This is a genomic window from Streptomyces sulphureus DSM 40104, from assembly GCF_000381025.1.
GTDB classification, from domain to species: domain Bacteria; phylum Actinomycetota; class Actinomycetes; order Streptomycetales; family Streptomycetaceae; genus Streptomyces; species Streptomyces sulphureus.
Genome location: NZ_KB905817.1, coordinates 27294 through 47308 on the forward strand (window position 1 = coordinate 27294; position 20015 = coordinate 47308).

The 20015-nt window shown below is 69.7% G+C and carries 20 protein-coding genes; 6 read left to right on the forward strand and 14 right to left on the reverse strand.

The annotated features are described in order from the left end of the window. Window positions 1-13: 13 nt before the first annotated feature. On the forward strand, window positions 14-1705 hold the full coding sequence (locus F603_RS0115475; protein ID WP_019546915.1) for an LCP family protein: 1692 nt from the start codon (window positions 14-16) through the stop codon (window positions 1703-1705). 46 nt (window positions 1706-1751) lie between these two features. On the opposite strand, the gene F603_RS0115480 is transcribed toward F603_RS0115475, so the two are convergent. Then, on the reverse strand, window positions 1752-2753 hold the full coding sequence (locus tag F603_RS0115480) for a glycosyltransferase family 2 protein (RefSeq protein ID WP_019546916.1): 1002 nt from the start codon (window positions 2751-2753) through the stop codon (window positions 1752-1754). A gap of 281 nt (window positions 2754-3034) precedes the next feature. On the opposite strand from F603_RS0115480, the gene F603_RS0115485 reads away from it, so the two are divergent. After that, window positions 3035-4528, forward strand: coding sequence for an LCP family protein (locus F603_RS0115485; protein WP_019546917.1), 1494 nt, complete (start codon window positions 3035-3037; stop codon window positions 4526-4528). On the opposite strand, the gene F603_RS0115490 is transcribed toward F603_RS0115485, so the two are convergent. Both F603_RS0115490 and F603_RS0115495 read right to left on the reverse strand, forming a co-directional pair. Then, entirely contained in the window at window positions 4525-6006 is a 1482-nt protein-coding gene (locus F603_RS0115490) for an MFS transporter (RefSeq protein ID WP_019546918.1), read from the reverse strand. The genes F603_RS0115485 and F603_RS0115490 overlap by 4 nt on opposite strands. 24 nt (window positions 6007-6030) lie before the next feature. Continuing rightward, on the reverse strand, window positions 6031-6699 hold the full coding sequence (locus tag F603_RS0115495) for an RraA family protein (protein WP_019546919.1): 669 nt from the start codon (window positions 6697-6699) through the stop codon (window positions 6031-6033). A gap of 119 nt (window positions 6700-6818) precedes the next feature. On the opposite strand from F603_RS0115495, the gene F603_RS0115500 reads away from it, so the two are divergent. Next, window positions 6819-7508, forward strand: a complete 690-nt coding sequence (locus tag F603_RS0115500) for a GntR family transcriptional regulator (protein WP_019546920.1) — start codon at window positions 6819-6821, stop codon at window positions 7506-7508. Window positions 7509-7570: 62 nt separating this feature from the next. Here F603_RS0115500 and F603_RS0115505 read toward each other — a convergent pair whose 3' ends face one another. Then, on the reverse strand, window positions 7571-8140 hold the full coding sequence (locus tag F603_RS0115505; protein WP_019546921.1) for an acyl-CoA thioesterase: 570 nt from the start codon (window positions 8138-8140) through the stop codon (window positions 7571-7573). Between the two features lie 127 nt (window positions 8141-8267). Here F603_RS0115505 and F603_RS0115510 point away from each other — a divergent pair, with 127 nt between their 5' ends. Further along, window positions 8268-9491 carry an LCP family protein gene (locus F603_RS0115510; protein ID WP_026328444.1) on the forward strand — a complete coding sequence of 408 codons (1224 nt, stop codon included), beginning with the start codon at window positions 8268-8270 and terminating at the stop codon, window positions 9489-9491. Between the two features lie 58 nt (window positions 9492-9549). Here F603_RS0115510 and F603_RS0115515 read toward each other — a convergent pair whose 3' ends face one another. Both F603_RS0115515 and F603_RS0115520 read right to left on the reverse strand, forming a co-directional pair. Further along, window positions 9550-9924 (reverse strand): VOC family protein, encoded by a 375-nt coding sequence (locus F603_RS0115515; RefSeq protein ID WP_019546923.1) that lies wholly within the window; start codon window positions 9922-9924, stop codon window positions 9550-9552. Between the two features lie 94 nt (window positions 9925-10018). Beyond that, window positions 10019-11362 (reverse strand): UDP-glucose dehydrogenase family protein, encoded by a 1344-nt coding sequence (locus F603_RS0115520; protein ID WP_019546924.1) that lies wholly within the window; start codon window positions 11360-11362, stop codon window positions 10019-10021. Window positions 11363-11621: 259 nt separating this feature from the next. Here F603_RS0115520 and F603_RS0115525 point away from each other — a divergent pair, with 259 nt between their 5' ends. After that, entirely contained in the window at window positions 11622-12749 is a 1128-nt protein-coding gene (locus F603_RS0115525) for an acyl-CoA dehydrogenase family protein (protein WP_016910662.1), read from the forward strand. 333 nt (window positions 12750-13082) lie between these two features. Here F603_RS0115525 and F603_RS36255 read toward each other — a convergent pair whose 3' ends face one another. The 6 genes from F603_RS36255 to F603_RS0115555 form a co-directional block, all read right to left on the reverse strand. Next, window positions 13083-13217, reverse strand: a complete 135-nt coding sequence (locus F603_RS36255; RefSeq protein ID WP_019546926.1) for a hypothetical protein — start codon at window positions 13215-13217, stop codon at window positions 13083-13085. Between the two features lie 157 nt (window positions 13218-13374). Beyond that, window positions 13375-13569 carry a hypothetical protein gene (locus tag F603_RS35885; protein WP_078503677.1) on the reverse strand — a complete coding sequence of 65 codons (195 nt, stop codon included), beginning with the start codon at window positions 13567-13569 and terminating at the stop codon, window positions 13375-13377. A gap of 159 nt (window positions 13570-13728) precedes the next feature. Further along, window positions 13729-14562 carry a helix-turn-helix domain-containing protein gene (locus F603_RS0115540; RefSeq protein WP_078503678.1) on the reverse strand — a complete coding sequence of 278 codons (834 nt, stop codon included), beginning with the start codon at window positions 14560-14562 and terminating at the stop codon, window positions 13729-13731. Further along, window positions 14546-15076 (reverse strand): DUF6879 family protein, encoded by a 531-nt coding sequence (locus tag F603_RS0115545; RefSeq protein ID WP_019546928.1) that lies wholly within the window; start codon window positions 15074-15076, stop codon window positions 14546-14548. Before F603_RS0115545 ends, F603_RS0115540 begins: the two co-directional genes overlap by 17 nt. Next, window positions 15060-15269 carry a hypothetical protein gene (locus F603_RS0115550; RefSeq protein ID WP_019546929.1) on the reverse strand — a complete coding sequence of 70 codons (210 nt, stop codon included), beginning with the start codon at window positions 15267-15269 and terminating at the stop codon, window positions 15060-15062. The genes F603_RS0115545 and F603_RS0115550 overlap by 17 nt, the downstream gene beginning before the upstream one ends. 343 nt (window positions 15270-15612) lie before the next feature. Continuing rightward, the gene (locus F603_RS0115555; protein ID WP_019546930.1) at window positions 15613-16104 is read right to left on the reverse strand and encodes a hypothetical protein; all 492 of its coding nucleotides are present in this window, start codon (window positions 16102-16104) and stop codon (window positions 15613-15615) included. Window positions 16105-16340: 236 nt separating this feature from the next. On the opposite strand from F603_RS0115555, the gene asnB reads away from it, so the two are divergent. After that, complete coding sequence (asnB, locus tag F603_RS0115560; RefSeq protein ID WP_019546931.1) at window positions 16341-18167, forward strand: asparagine synthase (glutamine-hydrolyzing); 1827 nt, start codon at window positions 16341-16343, stop codon at window positions 18165-18167. Between the two features lie 75 nt (window positions 18168-18242). Here the strand turns inward: asnB and F603_RS0115565 are convergent, their stop codons facing one another. Continuing rightward, window positions 18243-19442, reverse strand: a complete 1200-nt coding sequence (locus F603_RS0115565; RefSeq protein ID WP_019546932.1) for a dipeptidase — start codon at window positions 19440-19442, stop codon at window positions 18243-18245. Further along, entirely contained in the window at window positions 19442-19981 is a 540-nt protein-coding gene (purE, locus tag F603_RS0115570) for a 5-(carboxyamino)imidazole ribonucleotide mutase (RefSeq protein WP_019546933.1), read from the reverse strand. The genes F603_RS0115565 and purE overlap by 1 nt, the downstream gene beginning before the upstream one ends. Window positions 19982-20015 lie beyond the last annotated feature (34 nt).

Below are 20015 nucleotides of genomic sequence, written 5' to 3' on the forward strand. Positions count from 1 at the left end.
ATGGGACGACTCCATGTACCCGGATCATGACCAGGCACGGGGGGAGGGACGGGTCGCCCGGGGGAACGCCGGCGGCTCGGCCACCGGCGCTGCGCCGCCCGGCACCGACGACCCGTACGACGTGGGCTATCAGAACGGCTACGACGACGGTTACCACGACGGCACGGGCAAGGAGCCGCCCAAGAAGAAGCGGCGGTTCCTCCGCTGGTTCGTCCTCGTCCTCGCCGTCCTGATACTCGGCACCGCGGGCGCGGGCTACCTCTACTACCAGCACCTCAACGGCAACCTGGGCAAGGATTCGCTCAACCTCGGGGACAACAAGCTCGACCGCTCCAACCCCAACGCCGCGGGGCAGACGCCGCTCAACATCCTTCTGCTCGGCTCCGATTCACGGGAGTCCGACAAGAACGTGGAGCTCGGCGGCTCCAAAGGCGACCGCGACCGGCCGCCGCTCGCCGACGTCCAGATGCTGGTGCACGTCTCGGCCGACCGCAGCAACATGTCGGTGGTCTCGATACCGCGGGACACCAAGGCGACGATCCCCAGGTGCACGGACCCGAAGAGCGACGACGTCTTCCAGAAGACGACCGACAAGATCAACACCAGCCTCCAGCACGGCGGCCCGGGGTGCACCGTCGCGACGTGGGAGGAGCTCACCGGCGTCCCGATCGACCACTTCATGATGATCGACTTCGCGGGCGTCGTCTCGATGGCCGACGCGGTGGGCGGAGTCCCCGTCTGCGTCGACAACAACGTCCACGACCCGCAGTCCAAGCTCCGCCTCACCAAGGGCAAATCGACGATCAAGGGCGAGCAGGCGCTCAGTTGGCTGCGCACCCGCCACGGCTTCGGTGACGGCACCGACATAGGGCGGGCGAAGGCCCAGCACATGTACATGAGCGCGATGGTGCGGCAGCTCAAGGCCGGCACGAAGCTCACCGATCCCGGCAAGCTGCGCGCGCTCGCCGAGGCGGCGACGGAGGCGCTCACGGTCGACGACGGCCTCGGCTCCGTCAAGAAGCTCTACGACCTCGGCAACGACCTCAAGCGCGTCCCCACCAAGCGGATCACCATGGCGACGATGCCGTGGAGATACGGGCCCAACGGCTATGTGCTCCCCAAGCCGGGCGACGCGGACCGTGTCTTCTCCCTCGTCCGCAACGATGTCGCACTCGACGGCAAGGACAAGAAGGACGGCAAGGACAAGAAGCCCGCACAAACCGCCTCACCCGACCCGACCCCCTCGTCCTCGCCCAGGGCGGAGATCCCCGTACGGGTGATGAACGGCACGGGCACCGCGCTCCAGGCCCCGATCACGGGCCGCGCCGGCGTCATCGCCGGGGTCCTCACGGGGAAGGGCTACTCGCAGGCGATCGCCGACCGGACGCCCAAGTCCCAGGCCGACACGACGATCAGCTACCCGACGGAGGACGACAAGGGCAACGCGCTCGCCCTCGCGAAGTCGCTCGGCGTCCCCGAGCGCCTGGTGAAGCACTCCTCCGCGGTCCAGGGGATCACCCTCGTCGTCGGCACCGATTGGCGCGAGGGCAACGCGTACCCGAAGGACACCCGGCCGGGCGACGACAAGGGCGGGGACGACGAGAAGGAGCAGCAGGCCCCCGACAGCGCCGACGCGCTCCAGGGCGACGACGAGGACCAGTGCATGAACGTCAACCCCAACTACGTGACACAGACGCTGGGTTGACGAAAAGGGGCGCCCGGTGCACGGGCGCCCCTTCGTCCGTCCGCGGTCACGCTTCGACGCTGACCGGCTCCCTGCGGCTGGCGATCACCCTGCGGGCGAGCTTCTTCGGGCTGGTGAGGAACCCCCACCCCCAGCACATGTGCATCGTCGCCAGCGCCACCGGAATGCGCACCCGCGCGCCGACCGGCAGCCCCTTGCCCGCGGGCAGCGAGCCGGCGACTATCGCGGCGAGGTAGCCGCCGGGCACCACGAGCGCCCACGGCGTCAGGGCCGCGCCCGCGACGATCCCCGCGGCGACGGCGCAGAGCGCCACGGGCGGCGCGAGGTACCGCAGGTTGATCGAGCCCGCGTGGTAGCGCGTGACGACGTGGCGCCAACGACCGTAGTTCTTGTACTGCGTGGCGAGCGAGCGGATGCTCGGGCGGGGGCCGTACGAGACCTTCAGCTCGGGCGAGAACCAGACGAGGCCGCCCGCGCTGCGGATGCGGTAGTTCAGCTCCCAGTCCTGCGCGCGGATGAACTCCTCGTTGTAGCCGCCCTGTTGCTCCAGGACCTTCCGGCGGAAGACACCGAGGTAGACCGTGTCGGCCTCGCCGGCCTCGCCGCCCGTGTGGAAGGCGGCGTTGCCGACGCCGATCCGGGAGGTCATCGCGGCGGCGACGGCACGTTCCCAGTCGGTCTCCCCGACAGCGTGCATGATGCCGCCCACGTTCGCCGCGCCCGTCTCCTCCAGCAGCCGCACGGCCGTGGCGATGTACCCGGGCGAGAGCATGCCGTGCCCGTCGACGCGCACCACGACGGGGTGCCGCGAGGCCGCGATCGCCGCGTTGAGGGCGGCCGGGGTGCGCCCCGTCGGGTTGGGGACAGTCGCCACGCTCCGGCTGCCGCCCGCGTTCTCCGCGACGAGCTCGGCGGCGATCTCGTCGGTGCGGTCGTGGGACGGGCCGAGCGCGATCACGATCTCCAGCTCGCCCGCGTACTCCTGCGCCAGGATCTTTTCGACCGAGGTACGCAGGTACCGCTCCTCGTTGAGGACCGGCATGATCACGGAGACTGCGGGCAGTTCGGGGTCTCGGGCAGCACGTTGAGTCACGGCGCCACGTTACCGCGATCGGGGGACGCGCCCGCACGCCAGCCGAGTGCCCGGAAGCGGTGGGGGCGGCGTGTGCATCAGAGCCGGAGATCGTACGGGCATACCTTGGCAGAAATCCCGCCGTTGCCCGCCCTCCGGCTGGTATACCCGCCGGAGGCCCGCAGCGACCGGCGGGCCGCCGCCGCTCCACGACGACCCCGACCCCCGCACCGCCCGCGACCGGAGAAGGTCCCCCCTTGCCCGCACGCGCCAACTCCCCGCGCCCCTCCCGCAACGACGCCGCCCGCACCCGGCGCCGGCCCCGTTGGGGCCTGCGCCTCGCCACCGGTGCGTCCGCTCTCGTGCTCCTCACCAGCGGGGTGGGGCACGCCGTCGTCAGCGACCTCGACGCCCAGGTGCACCGGGTCGACCCCTTCAAGGGGCTCACCGACAGGCCCGACAACACCGACGGCCTCAACTTCCTCGTCGTCGGCACCGACGGTCGCGAGAAGATCACCGCGGAGCAGAAGAAGAAGTACAACCTCGGCGGGGCCGGCTGCGACTGCACGGACACCCTGATGCTCGTCCACCTCTCGGCCGGGGGCGAGCGGGCGAGCGTCGTCAGCCTGCCCAGGGACACGCTCGCCGACCTCCCCGCGCACAAGGACAAGCACACGGGCGAGGAGAAGGGCGCCACCCGGGCCAAGCTCAACTCCGCCTACACGGCCGGCGGCCCGAACCTCACGGTGCGCACCGTGGAGCAGCTCACGAAGGTGCACATCGACCACTACATGGAGGTCGACTTCACCAGCTTCATGCGGACCGTGGACGTCCTCGGTGGCGTACCCGTCTGCACGGACCGCCGGCTGCGGGACAGCCACTCGGGCCTCGACCTGCCCAAGGGGACGACCAACCTCGAAGGCGGCGAGGCGCTCCAGTACGTGCGCGCCAGGCACGTCGACGGCGGCTCCGACCTCGCCCGCATCCAGCGGCAGCAGCGGTTCCTCGGGGCGCTCGTCGCCAAGGCGACCGACAGCGGCGTGCTGATGAACCCGGTGAAGTTCAACAAGGTCGCCTCGACCGTCCTCGACTCCGTCAGCGCGGACGGGGGATTCGGCCCCGACGAAATGGTCGCGCTCGGGCGCGCACTGCGCGGATTCACGCCTGCTTCGGCCGAGTTCGCCTCGATCCCGCTCTCCGACCCCGACCACCGGGCGCCGGGGCTCGGCTCCACCGTCGTCTGGAACGAGCAGAAGGCCGACCGCCTCTTCTCCGCGCTCCGCGACGACCGCCCGCTCGCCTCCGTCACCGAGGACGGGTCCGGGGCGCGGGACGCGGAGGCCGGGGGCGGGAAGAAGAGCGGCAAGGCTCCCGCGTCGGCCGAGGTCCCGCCGAGTCAGGTCCGCGTCCAGGTCGAGAACGGCACCTCGGAGCAGGGCCTCGGCATGAGGGTCGACGCGGCGCTGCGCAAGAGCGGCTTCGCGACCACCGGGGCGCCGCGCACCGCTCCGGGCGACGGCGGGCAGAAGCGGACGACGATCGCCTACGACCCGCGCTGGGACCGCTCGGCCCGCTCCCTCGCCGCGGCCCTGCCGGGTGCCGAGTTGAAGAAGGACGAGGGGCGCGGGCCCCAGATGCGCGTCCTCCTCGGCGAGGAGCACCACACGGTGCGCAAGGTCGTCGCGGACGATCCGTCGAGCGGCGCCAAGCGGCTCCACGCCACCACGGGGGACTCCGTCGGCTGCGACTAGTACTCCTCCGGGGTTCGCGTCCGAGCTGATGCGCCGTCGGTAGCCGCAGCGCCGTGTGGTCGCTCGGCGGGGTCCGGGCCATCGGGACGCGCAGACCCACCGGGGTACCGGGCCGACTGTGCCCTGCGGTCCCCTGCCTTGGACCGGGCGCTCAGCCAAAGCGCGACCAAGGTGATCAGGGCGCAGACCGCGAGGTAGCAGGCGACCAGCCAGGGACGGCCGCCGGTGGCGGCGACCAGTGCCGAAGCGACGAAGGGGGTCGGGCCTGCGATCAGCACCCCGTTCGCCTCACGGGCCACCGCGATTCCGGTGAACCGGTACCGGGTGTCGAAGAGTTCGGCGAGGTAGGCGCCCTGTGCGCCCGCCATCGCGCCGAATCCGATGCCGTAGCCCGCCATCATCGTCAGGCACACCACCCACGGCTCGCGCGTATCGAGCAGGGCGAAGAACGGGAACGCGACGCACGCGACGAAGGCTGCGCCGAGCGCGAAGACCTTGATCCGTCCGATCCGGTCGGTCAGCGCACCGAACAGCGGGGTGGCGACAACGGCCGTCACGGACGCCAGGACCAGGGCGACCAACCCGACCGTCTCGCTCATCTCCAGCGTCTTGGTGATGTAGCTGAGCGCGAAGGTGTTGAGGACGTAGGCGTTGGCGTTGTGACCGGTGATGGTGAGGAAGGCCAGCGTCGTCTCGCGCGGCTGGCTGCGGAACAACTGGGCGACCGGGGCCTTGGAGCTCTTCGTCCCCTGCCCTGCCGCGCTGTCTCCCGACCGCTGCTGCTCGGCGAAGGCAGGCGTCTCGTCCAGCGAGCTGCGGATGACCATCGCGACGGCGAAGATCAGGATGCTGCCCAGGAACGGGAGCCGCCATCCCCAACTCATCGCGGTCCCGTCCGGCAGGCTCTCCACGGCGAGAAAGGCGAGCGTGGCGAGCAGCAGCCCGACCGCGGTGGCCGCGTTGGGAATGGAGGTGTGGAAGCCGCGGCGGCGGGCGGGCACGTACTCGGCCACCATCGTGGTGGCGCCCGCCAGTTCGGCACCCGCCCCGATCCCCTGGAGCAGCCGCAGCAGGACGAGCAGGATCGGTGCCAGCACACCGGCGGTGCTGTACGTCGGCAGCAGCCCCATCAGGACGGTGCTGGCGCCCATGAGCACGATGGTGGCAACGAGCGTGGGCTTGCGGCCGATCCGGTCGCCGTAGTGGGAGATGAACACGCCGCCGAAGGGCCGGGCGAAGAAGCCCACCGCAAAGGTGGCGAACGCGGCCAGGGCGCCCCCGGCCGACGATGCGCCGGGGAAGAACAGCGGGCCGATGAACAGGGCGGACGCCGCACCGTAGAGCGCGTAGTCGTACCACTCCATGACCGTGCCGACAGCCCCGGCCATGGTCGCGCGGCGGATCATGCGCGCGCTCGGCGCGCTCGCGGTCTCCCCGGTCGCTTCCGCGCCCTCGGCTGGTATTTCGTGCTTGTGCATGGTGGGCTCCTCGCGCCGATCCGGTTACAGCACGCCGAAGCGCTGGTAGGCGGCGGTCGCGGTGGAGCCGTCGCGGACGGCCTGCTGGAACCGGTGCTCGCCCGCGCGCTTGGCGAAGGCGTCCTCCACCACCTCTTCGGCGACCGTCTGCGGGACGACCACGACGCCGTCGCAGTCGCCGAAGACGAGATCGCCCGGCTCGATGCGCACCCCGTCGATGCTGCACGGGACCCGGTGCTCCACGATCTCGTGCCGCCCCTTGCTGTCGTAGGGGATCGTCCCGGCCGAGAAGACCGGAAAGCCGAGCTCCCGGACTTGCCGGGTGTCCCGTATCAGACCGTCCGTCAGGGCGCCTGCCGCGCCCCGTCCGGCGCTGACGCTGGACAGCAGTTCCCCCCACACCGCGAGGTCGGTGGCCCGCGCGGTGGGGGTCACGAAGACCTCGTCCTCGCCGACCGCGTCCAGCGCCGCGAGCAGGCCGCGGAAGGGTTCCGCAGGGGTGTCGTAGACGCGCTGGATCGTTACGGGGAACGCCCACCCGGCCAGTGCCTGGTCGTCCTCGAGCGGTCGGACGGGCGGGGAGAGTGCCTGGTGGCGCAGGCCGGCGTCGTCGAGGGCGTCGCAGAGCACGGCGGCGGTGAGTTCGGCGCGGACCCGGGCCAGGTCAACGGCGGGGCGGACGGGATGAGTCATGGAACAACCTTGATCGTCGACTTCAATCACCAATCGATTGGTGATTTTCGGTTATGCTCATCTTCTGATCACCGCCTGTCAACCCTTCCCCGGCCCGTCGTCCCCGAGGAGCTGCTGCCATGCCAGCCCACTCCGGCCTGTCCCAGCTCAGCAGCCTGGACGCCCCCATCGGCAACGCCCGGCTGTCCGAGCAGATCTACGAGCGTCTCAAGGCAGCCATCACCAGCGGCAAGCTCGAACCCGGGGTGCGGCTCAGGGAGCAGGAGATCGGCCATCGGCTGTCCGTAAGCCAGGCACCCGTCAGGGAAGCCCTGACACGGCTGACGCGCGAGCGCATGGTCATACAGATGCCCCGGCGCGGAAGCTTCGTGGCGGAGATAAGCCAGGAAGAAGCCCGCCACGCCTACCAGGTGCGCATCCCGCTGGAGCGGGTCGCCGCCGAGCTTGCCTGCCGCAACGGCGGCGGGGAGCTCGTCGCGGACCTCGAGGCCGACCTCGGCCGGCTGCGCGAGGCCGCTGCCGCGGACGACGTGGCAGCGATGGTCGAAGCGGATGCGTCTTTCCATCGCCGCGTCTGGCACGCGGGCGGCAACCCCTTGCTGCCGGACATCTGGGCGATGGTCGAAGGGTGCATGCGCGGCTTCACCGTCGTCAGCAACCGGCTGTACTACCCGGATCTCTCCTACATCGCCGAGACGCACATGCCGCTCGTTCAGGCCATCGCGGCGGGCGAACCCGCCCGAGCCGCCGACCTGTTCGAGGAACACGCGGTGACCGTCTGGCAGCGGATCGAGGACGCCCGTCCCTGAGCGGGCGTCCCAAGGCGTGGCTCCGGCCTGCCAGGCAGCAGAGCCACGGCGGAACCACTCGTCTAAGCGGCGCCTGGCTCGGCCCGCTGCTCCGCCGGGCGGTCGCGGAGCTCCTTGATGGCGCGGCGCCTGGCGAGGCGGTGGGTGCGGCGGATCTGCGCCTCCTGGAAGCGCCTCCGGTCCTTCTCCGTCTCGGGGAGGACCGGAGGGACGCTGCGCGGCCTGCCGCTCTCGTCGATCGCGGTGAAGACGAGGTAGGCGGAGCCGACTTGCTGCGCGGGCGTCGACTCGTTCCAGCGCTCGGCCATGATGCGGACGCCTATCTCCATCGAGGTGCGCCCCGTCCAGTTGCACTGCGCGTGGACGTGGACCAGGTCGCCGACGCGGGCGGGTTCGAGGAACGCCATCTCGTCCATGGACGCGGTGACCGCGGCTCCGCCGGAGTGCCTGCCCGCGACCGCGCCGGCGGCGTCGTCGGCGAGCTTCATGATCACGCCGCCGTGGACCGTGCCGTAGAGGTTGGTCTCGTTGCCCGTCATGATGTGCGAGAGCGTGGTCCGGGAGGCGGCGGTCGGCTTGCCGGGGAGGGGTTCCTCGGGCTCGGGGGCCGAGTCGGGGGCGAGGTGCGTCATGTGCCCACCATATGCGGGGAATGATCCGTCACCGAGCCGAGCGCTTTGCATCAGAACTGCTACAGGCGTGCCCTGAAGCGGTACCCGCCCTGTAAGGCGGCGGGGCGTAAAGGGCACACTCTCCTGCATGAATCAGTGGCCCGACGGTCGGAACGGCGGCCAGGGGTACCGGTACGGAAGCGGAAGCAACTCCCCCAACCCGGACCCCACACGTGTCATGCCCCACACCAACGGACCGGGAGTCCCGCCTCAGTCCAGAGGCCAGGATGCCGGATGGAACGAGTCCGGGTACAGCGAGGGGCAGGTCTACGGCGGAGGCGGGGGCGGCCGCGGAGGCGGTCCGTACGACGATCCGTACGGGAAGCCACCGGCCAACTGGGGCCGCCGGATCAAGATCGGGCTCATCGTACTGATCGCGGTGGTGCTCGTCTGGTCGGTGGCCACCTACTTCTGGGCCGACTCCAAGCTGCGCCGCGAGGTGGACCTCGGCATCGTCGAGGACCGTCCCGACGACGGCAAGGGCACCAACTACCTCATCGTCGGCTCGGACAGTCGCGAGGGGATGTCGGAGCAGGAGAAGAAGGACCTCCACACCGGTTCGGCCGAGGGCAAGCGGACCGACTCGATGATGATCCTGCACGTCGGCGACAACGGGAACACGATGGTCTCGCTGCCCCGCGACTCCTGGGTCGAGCGCCCGCCGTTCACCGGCTCCGAGTCCGGGAAGCACTACGAGTCCTCCAAGCTCACCAAGCTCAACGCCACCTACGCCGAGGACGGACCCGAGCTGCTGGTGCGCACCGTCGAGCACAACACGGGGCTGCCGATCGACCACTACGCGGAGATCGGCTTCGGCGGCTTCGCGAAGATCGTGGACGCGGTCGGCGGCGTCGAGATGGACATCCCGCGGGACATCAAGGACGAGAAGTCCGGCGCCGACCTGAAGAAGGGGAAGCAGACCCTCGACGGGCAGCAGGCGCTCGCCTTCGTCCGCACCCGGTACGCGCTCCCCGGCAGCGACCTGGACCGTACGAAGAACCAGCAGAAGTTCCTCGCGGCGATCGCCAACCAGGTGGCCACGCCTTCGACGGTGCTCAACCCGTTCACGCTCTACCCGACGGCCGGCGCGGGGCTCGACTCGCTCGTCGTCGACAAGGACATGAAGCTCTGGAACCTCGGTTCGATGTTCTTCGCGATGAAGGGCGTCAACAGCGGCGACGGCAAGTCGATGAACATGCCGATCAGCGGCCCGGCGCCGCAGGGGTCGCTCCAGTGGGACAAGGAGAAGTCGAAGAAGCTCATGGAGCAGCTCAAGAACGACGAGAAGGTGACGGTCAGCTCCGACCAGTGAGCCGAGCCGTACGACGTGGGGCCCGCCGGCCTGCCGGCGGGCCCCACGCGCGTCCGCTTCAGCGGATGCAGAGGCAGAAGGGGTGGCCCACCGGGTCGAGGTAGACGCGGAAGTCGCGGCTGCCGCCGAAGTCGCCCTCGGCGAGTGTCGCGCCGAGGGCGAGGACCTCCCGCTCGGCCGACTCCAACTCGGCGCGAGGGACGTCGAAATCGAGGTGGAACTGCTGCGCGTGCTCCAGGCTCGGCCACTGCGGCGGGATGAAGCCGGGGGACTTCTGGAACGCGAGGCGGCGGCCCTCGGGGGCGTGCACCTCGACCCAGTCGTCCTCGTCGCGCTCCTTCACCTCCCAACCGAGGACCGCTGCGTAGAACTCGGCCAGGCGGAGCGGGTCGGGGCAGTCGAGCACGGTGACGCCCATCGTTGCGACGGCCATGACGGGTTCCTCTCGTTGGCGGCGGAGCGGGCCGTTGGAGTATGCCCCGCCGAGGGCCTCCGCGGCAGGCTTTTTCCCCAGTCCCGCGTCCGTGTCAGAGAGTCGGGCGGCCGAGGGCGCGGAACGTCCAGCCGGCCTTGCGCCACAGCTCGTGGTCGAGGGTGTTGCGGCCGTCGAGGAGGCTGCGTACGGAGACGACCTCGCCGAGCTCGGCCGGGTCGAGCTCCTTGAAGTCGCGCCACTCGGTGAGGTGGAGGAGCACGTCGGCGCCGCGGGCCGCGTCGACCGCCGTCGGGGCGTAGCCGAGGGTGGGGAAGAGAGCGCGCGCGTTCTCCATGCCCTTGGGGTCGTACACCGTCACCTGGGCGCCCTGGAGCTGGAGTTGGCCGGCGACGTTGAGCGCCGGGGAGTCCCGGACGTCGTCGCTGTCGGGCTTGAAGGTGGCGCCGAGGACGCCGATCCGCTTGCCGAGGAGGGTGCCGCCGACGGCCTGCCGGGTGAGCTCCACCATCTGCCCGCGGCGCCGCATGTTGATCGAGTCGACCTCGCGGAGGAAGGTCAGCGCCTCGGAGGCACCGAGTTCGCCGGCGCGGGCCATGAAGGCGCGGATGTCCTTCGGCAGGCAGCCGCCGCCGAAGCCGATGCCGGCGCGGAGGAACTTCCGGCCGATCCGCTCGTCGTGGCCGATCGCCTCGGCGAGCTTGACGACGTCGCCGCCCGCCGTCTCGCAGACCTCGGCCATCGCGTTGATGAACGAGATCTTCGTGGCGAGGAAGGAGTTGGCCGAGGTCTTCACCAACTCGGCGGTGGGGTAGTCGGTGACGACGAAGGGGGAGCCCTCGGCGATCGGCCGGGCGTAGACCTCGCGCAGCAGCTCCTCGGCCCACTCGCTGCGGACGCCCGCGACGAGCCGGTCGGGGTGGAGGGTGTCGTGGACGGCGAACCCCTCGCGGAGGAACTCCGGGTTCCAGGCGAGCTCGACCTCCCGCCGGGCCGGGGCGAGTTCGGCGAGGCGCTCGGCGAGGCGCTCCGCGCTGCCGACCGGCACGGTGGACTTGCCGACGACGAGCGCGGGGCGGTCCAGGTGCGGCGCGAGGGAGTCGAGCGCGGCGTCGACGTACGACATGTCGCAGGCGTACTCGCCGTGCTTCTGCGGGGTGTTGACGCAGAGGAAGTGGACGTCGCCGAAGTCGGCGAGCTCCTCCCAGGAGTCGGTGAACCGCAGCCGCCCGCTGGCCCCCTCGACACCGGCGACATGAGCGCGGAGCAGGTCGCCGAGGCCGGGCTCATACATGGGCGGGAGCCCCTGCCGCAACTGCTCGATCTTCTCCGGGACCACGTCGAGGCCGAGCACCTCGAACCCGAGCTCGGCCATGGCCGCGGCGTGGGTGGCGCCGAGGTAGCCGAGACCGATCACGGTGACCTTGGGCGAAGCCATCGGGTACTCCTTAGTGCGCTTCACAGGGGGCGGACGCACCCTACGGGTGTGGGCGGACCGCTGCCCGCGCAGCATAACGGGGCGCCCGCTGTCGCCAACCTCACGTATCGGCGACCGCGGAGCGGCCAGTAAAATTCGGTTACTTGCCAGTAATCTGAAGCACTGCTCGGAGGAGTGAGACACCTTGGCGTCAGCGGGTACGTCAGCAGGAAGCGGAGCAGGGGAGTTCGACCTCTACCGTCCGGCGGAGGAGCACGAGATGCTCCGCGAGTCCGTACGCGCCCTCGCGGAGGCGAAGATCGCCCCGCACGCCGCCGCGGTCGACGAGGAATCCCGCTTCCCCCAGGAAGCGCTCGACGCGCTCGTCGCCAACGACCTGCACGCGGTGCACGTCCCCGAGGCGTACGGCGGCGCGGGCGCCGACGCGCTCGCCACCGTGATCGTCATCGAGGAGGTCGCGCGGGTCTGCGGCTCGTCCTCGCTGATCCCGGCCGTCAACAAGCTCGGCTCGCTCCCGGTGATCCTCTCCGGCAGCGAGGAGCTGAAGAAGAAGTACCTCGCGCCGCTCGCCAAGGGCGAGTCGATGTTCTCCTACTGCCTCTCCGAGCCGGACGCCGGCTCCGACGCGGGCGGCATGAAGACGAAGGCGGTCCGCGACGGCGACACCTGGGTGCTCGACGGCGTCAAGCGCTGGATCACCAACGCGGGCGTCTCCGACTACTACACGGTGATGGCCGTCACGGACCCCGAGAAGCGGACCAAGGGCATCTCCGCGTTCGTCGTGCACAAGGACGACGAGGGCGTCTCGTTCGGCGCCCCGGAGAAGAAGCTCGGCATCAAGGGCTCCCCGACGCGCGAGGTCTACCTCGACAACGTCCGCCTCCCCGCCGACCGCATGATCGGCGACGAGGGCACGGGGTTCGCGACCGCGATGAAGACCCTCGACCACACGCGGATCACCATCGCGGCCCAAGCGCTCGGCATCGCCCAGGGCGCCCTCGACTACGCCAAGGGCTACGTGCAGGAGCGCAAGCAGTTCGGCAAGCCGATCGGCGACTTCCAGGGCGTGCAGTTCATGCTCGCCGACATGGCGATGAAGGTGGAGGCCGCACGGCAGCTCACCTACTCGGCCGCCGCCCGCTCCGAGCGCGTCTCCCTCGGCAGCACCGCGGACAAGGAGGACCTCACCTTCCACGGCGCCGCGGCCAAGGCGTTCGCCTCCGACGCCGCGATGGAGATCACCACCGACGCCGTCCAACTCCTCGGCGGCTACGGCTACACCCGCGACTACCCGGTCGAGCGCATGATGCGGGACGCGAAGATCACGCAGATTTACGAAGGCACGAACCAGGTCCAGCGGATCGTGATGGCGAGGAACCTGCCGTAGCAGGGTTTCGCAGGTCAGCGGCGGTTCCTGCTGGCTCGCCCGCTGTCCTCGGCCACCGGTCCGTTCGGGCCTCTCGCCTGCACGAACACTACGGCCTCCGGCACGACGCCGGGGGCCGTAGCGCCTGCTCAGTGACGACTCAGACGGGGCTGATTCCGGCCTGAGCCCTGATGGTGTCCACGGCTTCCTCGGTGAGCCAGCGAAGGGGAACGACGGTCCACTTGTCGTTTCGGCGCATGACCACGGCGTTACCGTCTCTGGTGCGTCCGACGTGAACGAAACCGTGATCACGTCGCAAGTCCTGCGCCAGGTTCTCGCCGTGGATCACGGGCATTACTTCCCTTCGCGGTCCTCGTCATCAGCCACGCTGCTGTGCTCGTCCCCGTTCTGGGACACACCGGTATGGGGATCGGTCACCTGCTCCCGATCAGCATGCGGGTCCCAGTCGTCCTCGCCCTTCTTACCCATTCTCAGCCATTCCTTCTGTCGAACACTGAACAACCTGGGGAGCCTGTCCCCGGGCCGTGGTGCACCCCGGTGCGGCGGGGTCCTCGCAATTTGGGATCACGTCACGGAGGATGCCGACCCTTCTCGATCCGCTCGCCAAAATCCTCAGCCGTGGCCATCAGTGCCCCTCCGGATGCCGCCGCAGGAAGACGTTGCAGTCCGACACCGTGGTCCAGTCGCCACCGGCACGCGCCCGATCCCGCACGTTCGCCAGCTCCCTGCAACCGGCACAGCCCTGAACTGGTTTTGGTTCGAGGTCCATGCTCAGCGGAAGCTCTACCGGCCCACCTGGGCACGTCCTCGGTTCGCTCATACCGACACCCCTTTGAGCAGGCACACCGCGAACTCCCAGTTCCGTTCCGTGGAACTCGTGCTGTTCACCATTGAGGCAACCTCCCAGCAATCCGTGAGATTCGATGATCCCCCGGAACGGAGTGGGTTCCTCGCATTATTTGCGTTGTTGGGTAGACGATCATGCGCGGCAGTCTGCGGCCCACTGTCCGATCAGTGCTCTGCCTTCCTCGCCGAACAATGCGTGATGCTCATACATGCGGAACACTGCGAGGTGTTCCGCAATATCCCTGGCGTCCTGGAAGATGATACGCCCGGTGAATGTCTCGACAGTTGCCAGCCGTTGATCGTAGACGGTGAAGATGTTCATTGGTCCGCGACCGACAACCGTCCCTGTGGGGATGATCCCGATACGCACGTTGGGCAGATGGGAGATTGAGACGAGCCGGTCCATCTGGACGGCCATCGCTGCACGCGGGACCACGGCCCATCTGACGGCTTGTTCCGTGAGCAAGAACGTGAAGCGTTTCGTGCCGTCGTAGAGGACTGCTTGCCGCTCCAGCTTCCTCGCGACCGTCTTGGTTGTGTCCCCTGGGGAGTGGCTGAGGCTGGCCCTAATGTATTCAGGCGTGGCCAAAAGTCCCGTCATCATCGCAGGCAAGAAGTAGCGAAGTGTTGTGGCTTCCCCTTCGAGGACCGCCAGCTCGGCTTGTCGTTTTTCCAGCCCTCTTCGCCAAGATGCCCGCTTGCCTTGCCACTCCGTGTTGGCAAGGCGCGCGAGGGCTGTAACTTCCGCCAGGAGTTCCGCAGGCGCATCGAGGGCTCCAAGGATCAACTCAACATCGAAAAGGCCGGGGGTGACTCGCCCCGTTTCAATGTTGCTCAGCTTGGTCTGAGAAATATTGCAGCGCCGAGCGAGCCAGACCTGGGTACGCCTTGCTCGCTTGCGCATGCTGCGGAGTGTTTCTGCCAGATCAGCTTTCGACTGGCCCAGCCGGTCAGGGTCGAGCGTCAAGGCCCTTCACATACTCCTCGAAAGGGACTGCGTGCTCCAGGACGACCCGCTTCCACTCCCGATAAGGTCCCGCATCACCTTCGTACGTTTCGCGGTTGATCTGCGTTCCGTCCGGACGAAAGTTCAGGTGCGCGATGCGGGCATCATCGAATATCCACCAGTCACGACCCGAGAGCGGCAACCCGAAGTCATCTCGTGTCACATCCAAAATGCGGATGTCTTCCCCTGCCGCAATGTTTCCAGGGATGCCCCAGGCGAATTGGTACCGCTGGTAGTCGGTGAGCGGCTGCCGCACGATGCGGACACGGCCGATAGTCTTGCCGGATTCGACATATGCTCGTACCCGTTCGTGCCAACGGGAATTGTGGTCGGTGGGCTTGTCCTCGCCGCGCAGGAAGCGGGCTACGTTTTCCTGCTCCTTGGGCATGGTGTACGTGGGCTGCGCCTCGAACCGCCACGCCTCGTAATCAAAGGCGTCGAAGAACCGACGCCAGTCGTCACCATCCAAGAGCACGGACAGCCTCCCTCAGAACATGCTCGGGGATCTCCACCAATCCCTCGCCAGTGGGCGGCGTGAACACGTCGGACACGTCGCCCTGGACGACGAATGAACCGCTCTTGGCCCGGTAGACGTTCGGGCAATCGTCGTCGTCGCAGTCCGGTCCGCCGACGCTGCCGGTAAGGCGGGTCAGTTCCTCACGCGCCATGGTTCCCCTCCTCAGCCACAGGGCCGTTCCCTGCCGCCATGAGGACGGTAGGACGGACCTGGGGGCCGGTCTACGGCACATTGCAAATATTTGCGATGTCGGGTAGACGATCATGGGGGAATGCCTGGGGAGGCACTCCACGAAGAGGTGTTCGTGCAGATCAGAGCCCTACCTTCGGTAGTGTCGCCGCCCCCGAGGCGCACCTCGGCCCGATCAGCGGCCCGACTCCGTGCCCTCCGCGAGCTTTCGCAGCGCGGCGTTGAGCGTCGGACGGTGCCCGGGGCAGGGTCTTCGCGGGCGGTAGGTGTCCGCGCTGCCGTGCGCGGGAGCGCGCGCACGTGCCTCACCCCTCCTCCCCCACCCCCGGCACATGCACCCGTGCCACCGCCACGTACTCGTAGACGGCCTCGCGCGAGACCGTGCGCAGTTCCGCGAGGTGGGAGCGTTCGGTGTCGGAGCCGAGGGCGTCGACCGCCTTGAGGGCCCGGCGGCCGGTCTCGGCCAAGTGGTGGGAGGCGGTGAGGAGTTCGGCGCGGAACATGGCCTCCATGGCGGTGGCGCGGAGGCGTTGGGCCTCGCGGCGCATCTCGTGGAGCTCGGCGTCCGTGGCGCCGCGGTCGTCGTTGCGCGCGAACCAATGGTCCATGCGGCCGCGGCGGTAGTCGGCGAGGGCGCCGGCGAACACCGCGTAGGCGTCTATGCGTTCGTCGCGCAGCCGCTCGACGCGGGCGAAGCGCTCGGCCCGCCGGGCCGCGCGGAGCTGGAAGAGGTGGGTGGTGCCCGCCCCCAGGAGGGTGCCGACGACGGCGATGACGCTCGCTGCTACTGCCTCCATGCACCACAGCCAACCACATCGCCAACTTCCGCCAGGCCAGGAGGTGTTGAGTACTCCTCCACCGCTGAACGGAGCCCTCCGATTGCCACGCCCACCAGCCTGCGAAACACGTTATTAACCGGTCTTTACCGGTGAGAAACAGCACCGTTCCGACGCCCGACGACGACTGGCGCACTCGCCACCGAGAAGCGCATGGTATGTACATCTACCCGCTCGCGAGGGAAGGTCGATCGCCTGTGTGCGGCATCACCGGATGGGTCTCGTACCGTCGGGACCTCAACGAACACCAGCAGACCCTGGACGCCATGACGGAGACGATGGCGTGCCGAGGTCCCGACGCGCGCGGTGCCTGGATCGCACCGCACGCGGCGCTGGGCCACCGCCGTCTCGCCGTCATCGACCTGCCGGGCGGGGCGCAGCCGATGCGGATCGCCACCGACGACGGCGAGGTGGCGATGGTGTACAGCGGCGAGGCGTACAACTACACCGAGCTGCGAGGTGAACTCCGCAGCCGCGGCCACCGGTTCACCACCGACTCGGACACCGAGGTCGTCCTCCGCGGCTACCTGGAGTGGGGCGAGGCGCTCGCCGAGCGGCTCAACGGCATGTACGCCTTCGCCATCTGGGACGCGCGCACCGAGAAGCTGCTGATGCTCCGCGACCGGATGGGGATCAAGCCCTTCTACTTCTACGAGACCGAGGACGGCGTCCTCTTCGGCTCGGAGCCCAAGGCGATCCTCGCCAACCCGCTCTGCCCCGCCGAGGTCGGCCTCGACGGCCTGCGCGAGCTCTTCTCCTTCGCCAAGACGCCGGGCCACGCCGTCTGGGAGGGGATGCGGGAGCTGCGCCCCGGGCACCTCGCCGTCGCCGACCGCAACGGCGTGCGCGAGCAGGCGTACTGGCGGCTGGGCACCACCGACGCCAGGCCGGACCGCGAGACGGCCGTGGCGCACGTCCGCGAGCTGCTGGAGGACATCACGGCGCGCCAGCTCGTCGCCGACGTGCCGCGGTGCACCCTGCTCTCCGGGGGCCTCGACTCCTCGGCGCTCACCGCCCTCGCCGCGCGCCAACTCGCGGAGAAGGGCGAGACGGTGCGCAGCTTCGCGGTCGACTTCCCGCACCAGGCGGAGAACTTCCGCGCCATCGACGTCAGCCCCACCCAGGACACCCCTTACGTGCACGCGGTCGCCGAGCACGTGCACTGCGACCACAGGGACATCGTCCTCGACGGCTCCTCGCTCTCGGACCCGTCCGTCAGGCGCGCCGTAGTCGGGGCCCGCGACCTGCCCATGGGCCTCGGGGACCGCGACAACTCGCTCTACCTGCTCTTCAAGGCGGTGCGCGAGGAGTCGACGGTCGCGCTCTCCGGCGAATCGGCCGACGAGGTCTTCGGCGGCTACCCCTGGTTCCACGACGAGCGCGCACAGACCGACACGTTCCCCTGGCTCGCGGGCGGCCAGCGCCTCTTCGGCAACGCGCTCGAACCCGGCCTCGCCCGCCGACTCGACCTCGACGCCTACGTCGCCGACCACTACGCGTCCGCCGTACGGGAGACGCCGTCGAAGGAGGGCGAGAGCGCGGCGGAGGCGCGGATGCGGCAGGTCTGCTACCTCCACCTGACCCGCATGGTGCAGACGCTCCTCGACCGCAAGGACCGGATGAGCATGGCCGTCGGTCTGGAGGTGCGCGTGCCCTTCTGCGACCACCGGCTCGTCGAGTACGTCTTCGACACCCCCTGGTCGCTGAAGACCTTCGACGGCCGGGAGAAGAGCCTGCTGCGCGCCGCCACCCGCGACCTGCTCCCGCAGTCGGTCGCCGACCGGAAGAAGAGCGGCTACCCGGGCAGCTTCGACCCGGACTACCTCGCCGCCGTGCAGTCGCAGACCGCCGGCCTCCTCTCCGACGACCACCCGGCGCTCGCCCTCTGCGACCCCGCGGCGCTCCGCACGGCCACCGAGGCGACGGGCGACGCCGTCACTCAGGAGCAGCGCTCCGCGATGGAGCGCACGCTCGACCTCGCCGTCTGGTTCGATCTCCACAAGCCGACGCTGAAGCTCAACTGACCCGCCGGGAAGGCGACTCGAAGGCGAAGGCCAGGTGCCGCACGGCCGGGCGACCGGCCGTGCGGCACCGGCCGCTCAGCCGTCGAGCTGCTCGATCGTGGCGATCGAAGGGCCCCGGCGGGTGCGGATGTCGCGCGCCGCGGCCTCCGCGTCGCGGAGGACGCGGACGGCGTTGCCCCAGGTGAGCTTGGCGAGGTCGGCCTCGGACCAGCGGCGGTCGAGGAGTTCGGCGACGAGGTTCGGGTAGCCGGCGACGTCGGCGAGGTCGGTGGGGGTGAAGGCGGTGCCGTCGTAGTCGCCGCCGATGCCCAGGTGGTCGATGCCGGCGACCTCGCGCATGTGGTCGAGGTGGTCGGCGACGGTCGAGGCGGTCGCCGACGGGCGCGGGTTCGCCTCCTCGAACTCGGCCTGCACCTGCTTGCCGCGGGCGCTGAGGTCGAGCGGCCGGAGCCCGTGCGCGCGCATGTTCTCGTCCGCACGGGTCGTCCACTCGACGGCTGCGGGGAGGACGAACTTCGGCACGAAGGTCGCCATCGCCACGCCGCCGTTGGCGGGGAGTTGGGCGAGCACGTCGTCCGGGATGTTCCGCGGGTGGTCGCAGACGGCGCGCGCCGAGGAGTGCGAGAAGAGCACCGGCGCCTCGGTGACCCGCAGCGCGTCGCGCATGGTGTCGGCCGAGACGTGCGAGAGGTCGACGAGCATCCCGAGGCGGTTCATCTCGCGCACGACCTCCTCGCCGAAGCGGGTGAGCCCGCCGTGGACGGGATCGTCGGTCGCGGAGTCGGCCCACGCCAGGTTGTCGTTGTGCGTGAGCGTCATGTAGCGGACGCCGAGGCGGTGGAGAGCGCGGAGGGTGGCGAGGGAGTTGTCGATCGAGTGGCCGCCCTCGGCCCCCATGAGCGACGCGATCCTGCCGTCGGCGCGCGCCGCCTCCATCTCTTCCGCCGTGAAGGCGAGTCGGAGGACGTCGGGGTAGCGGTCGACGAGCCTGCGCACGACGTCGATCTGCTCCATCGTGGCGCTGACCGCGCGGTCCCCCGCGAGCTCGGCCGTGACGTAGACCGACCAGAACTGCCCCCCGACGCCGCCCTGCCGCAGCCGGGGCAGGTCGGTGTGGAGGTGGGCGTGCTGGTCCTCGGCGATGTCGCGGCGGTCGAGATCGTAGTCGACCTGCTCGCGCAGCGCCCAGGGGAGGTCGTTGTGCCCGTCGACGACGGGGTGCTCGGCGAGGAGTTCGTGCGCGCGCTCCAGCGCGGGACGCATTCCGGTCGTCATCACTTGCCTCCGAATCCAAAGCCGGTCTCGCCCGAGACCTTGCCGCGCAGCCGCCGGCCCTTCTCCGCCGCCTGCTCCTCCAACTCGCCCTGGAACCGCACCATCCGCTCCTGCAGCCGCTCGTCGGCGGCGGCGAGGATGCGTACGGCGAGCAGCCCCGCGTTGCGTGCACCGCCGACCGAGACGGTGGCGACGGGGACGCCCGCCGGCATCTGCACGATCGAGAGGAGCGAGTCCATACCGTCGAGATGCTTGAGCGGGACGGGGACACCGATCACCGGGAGCGGCGTCACGGAGGCGAGCATGCCGGGAAGGTGCGCGGCACCGCCGGCGCCGGCGATGATCGCCTTCAGGCCGCGGTCGGCTGCCCGCTCGCCGTACTCCAGCATCGCGCGCGGCATGCGGTGCGCCGAGACGACGTCGGCCTCGTAGCCGATGTCGAACTCGTCGAGCGCGGTGGCCGCCGCCTCCATCACGGGCCAGTCCGAGTCGGAGCCCATCACGATGCCGACTGACGGGTGTTGGGGCGTACTGCTCATACCGGCGCTCCTCGCAGACTGACGGTGCTCACTC

Bases quoted from the DNA above. Each gene is read 5' to 3' on its own strand.
- F603_RS0115475 (WP_019546915.1), top strand. From the start codon at position 14: ATGTACCCGGATCATGACCAGGCACGGGGGGAGGGACGGGTCGCCCGG.
- F603_RS0115490 (WP_019546918.1), bottom strand. From the start codon at position 6,006: ATGCACAAGCACGAAATACCAGCCGAGGGCGCGGAAGCGACCGGGGAG.
- F603_RS0115495 (WP_019546919.1), bottom strand. From the start codon at position 6,699: ATGACTCATCCCGTCCGCCCCGCCGTTGACCTGGCCCGGGTCCGCGCC.
- F603_RS0115500 (WP_019546920.1), top strand. From the start codon at position 6,819: ATGCCAGCCCACTCCGGCCTGTCCCAGCTCAGCAGCCTGGACGCCCCC.
- F603_RS0115505 (WP_019546921.1), bottom strand. From the start codon at position 8,140: ATGACGCACCTCGCCCCCGACTCGGCCCCCGAGCCCGAGGAACCCCTC.
- F603_RS0115510 (WP_026328444.1), top strand. From the start codon at position 8,268: ATGAATCAGTGGCCCGACGGTCGGAACGGCGGCCAGGGGTACCGGTAC.
- F603_RS0115515 (WP_019546923.1), bottom strand. From the start codon at position 9,924: ATGGCCGTCGCAACGATGGGCGTCACCGTGCTCGACTGCCCCGACCCG.
- F603_RS0115520 (WP_019546924.1), bottom strand. From the start codon at position 11,362: ATGGCTTCGCCCAAGGTCACCGTGATCGGTCTCGGCTACCTCGGCGCC.
- F603_RS0115525 (WP_016910662.1), top strand. From the start codon at position 11,622: ATGCTCCGCGAGTCCGTACGCGCCCTCGCGGAGGCGAAGATCGCCCCG.
- F603_RS36255 (WP_019546926.1), bottom strand. From the start codon at position 13,217: ATGGGTAAGAAGGGCGAGGACGACTGGGACCCGCATGCTGATCGGGAG.
- F603_RS35885 (WP_078503677.1), bottom strand. From the start codon at position 13,569: ATGAGCGAACCGAGGACGTGCCCAGGTGGGCCGGTAGAGCTTCCGCTG.
- F603_RS0115550 (WP_019546929.1), bottom strand. From the start codon at position 15,269: ATGGCGCGTGAGGAACTGACCCGCCTTACCGGCAGCGTCGGCGGACCG.
- F603_RS0115555 (WP_019546930.1), bottom strand. From the start codon at position 16,104: ATGGAGGCAGTAGCAGCGAGCGTCATCGCCGTCGTCGGCACCCTCCTG.
- F603_RS0115565 (WP_019546932.1), bottom strand. From the start codon at position 19,442: ATGACGACCGGAATGCGTCCCGCGCTGGAGCGCGCGCACGAACTCCTC.
- purE (WP_019546933.1), bottom strand. From the start codon at position 19,981: ATGAGCAGTACGCCCCAACACCCGTCAGTCGGCATCGTGATGGGCTCC.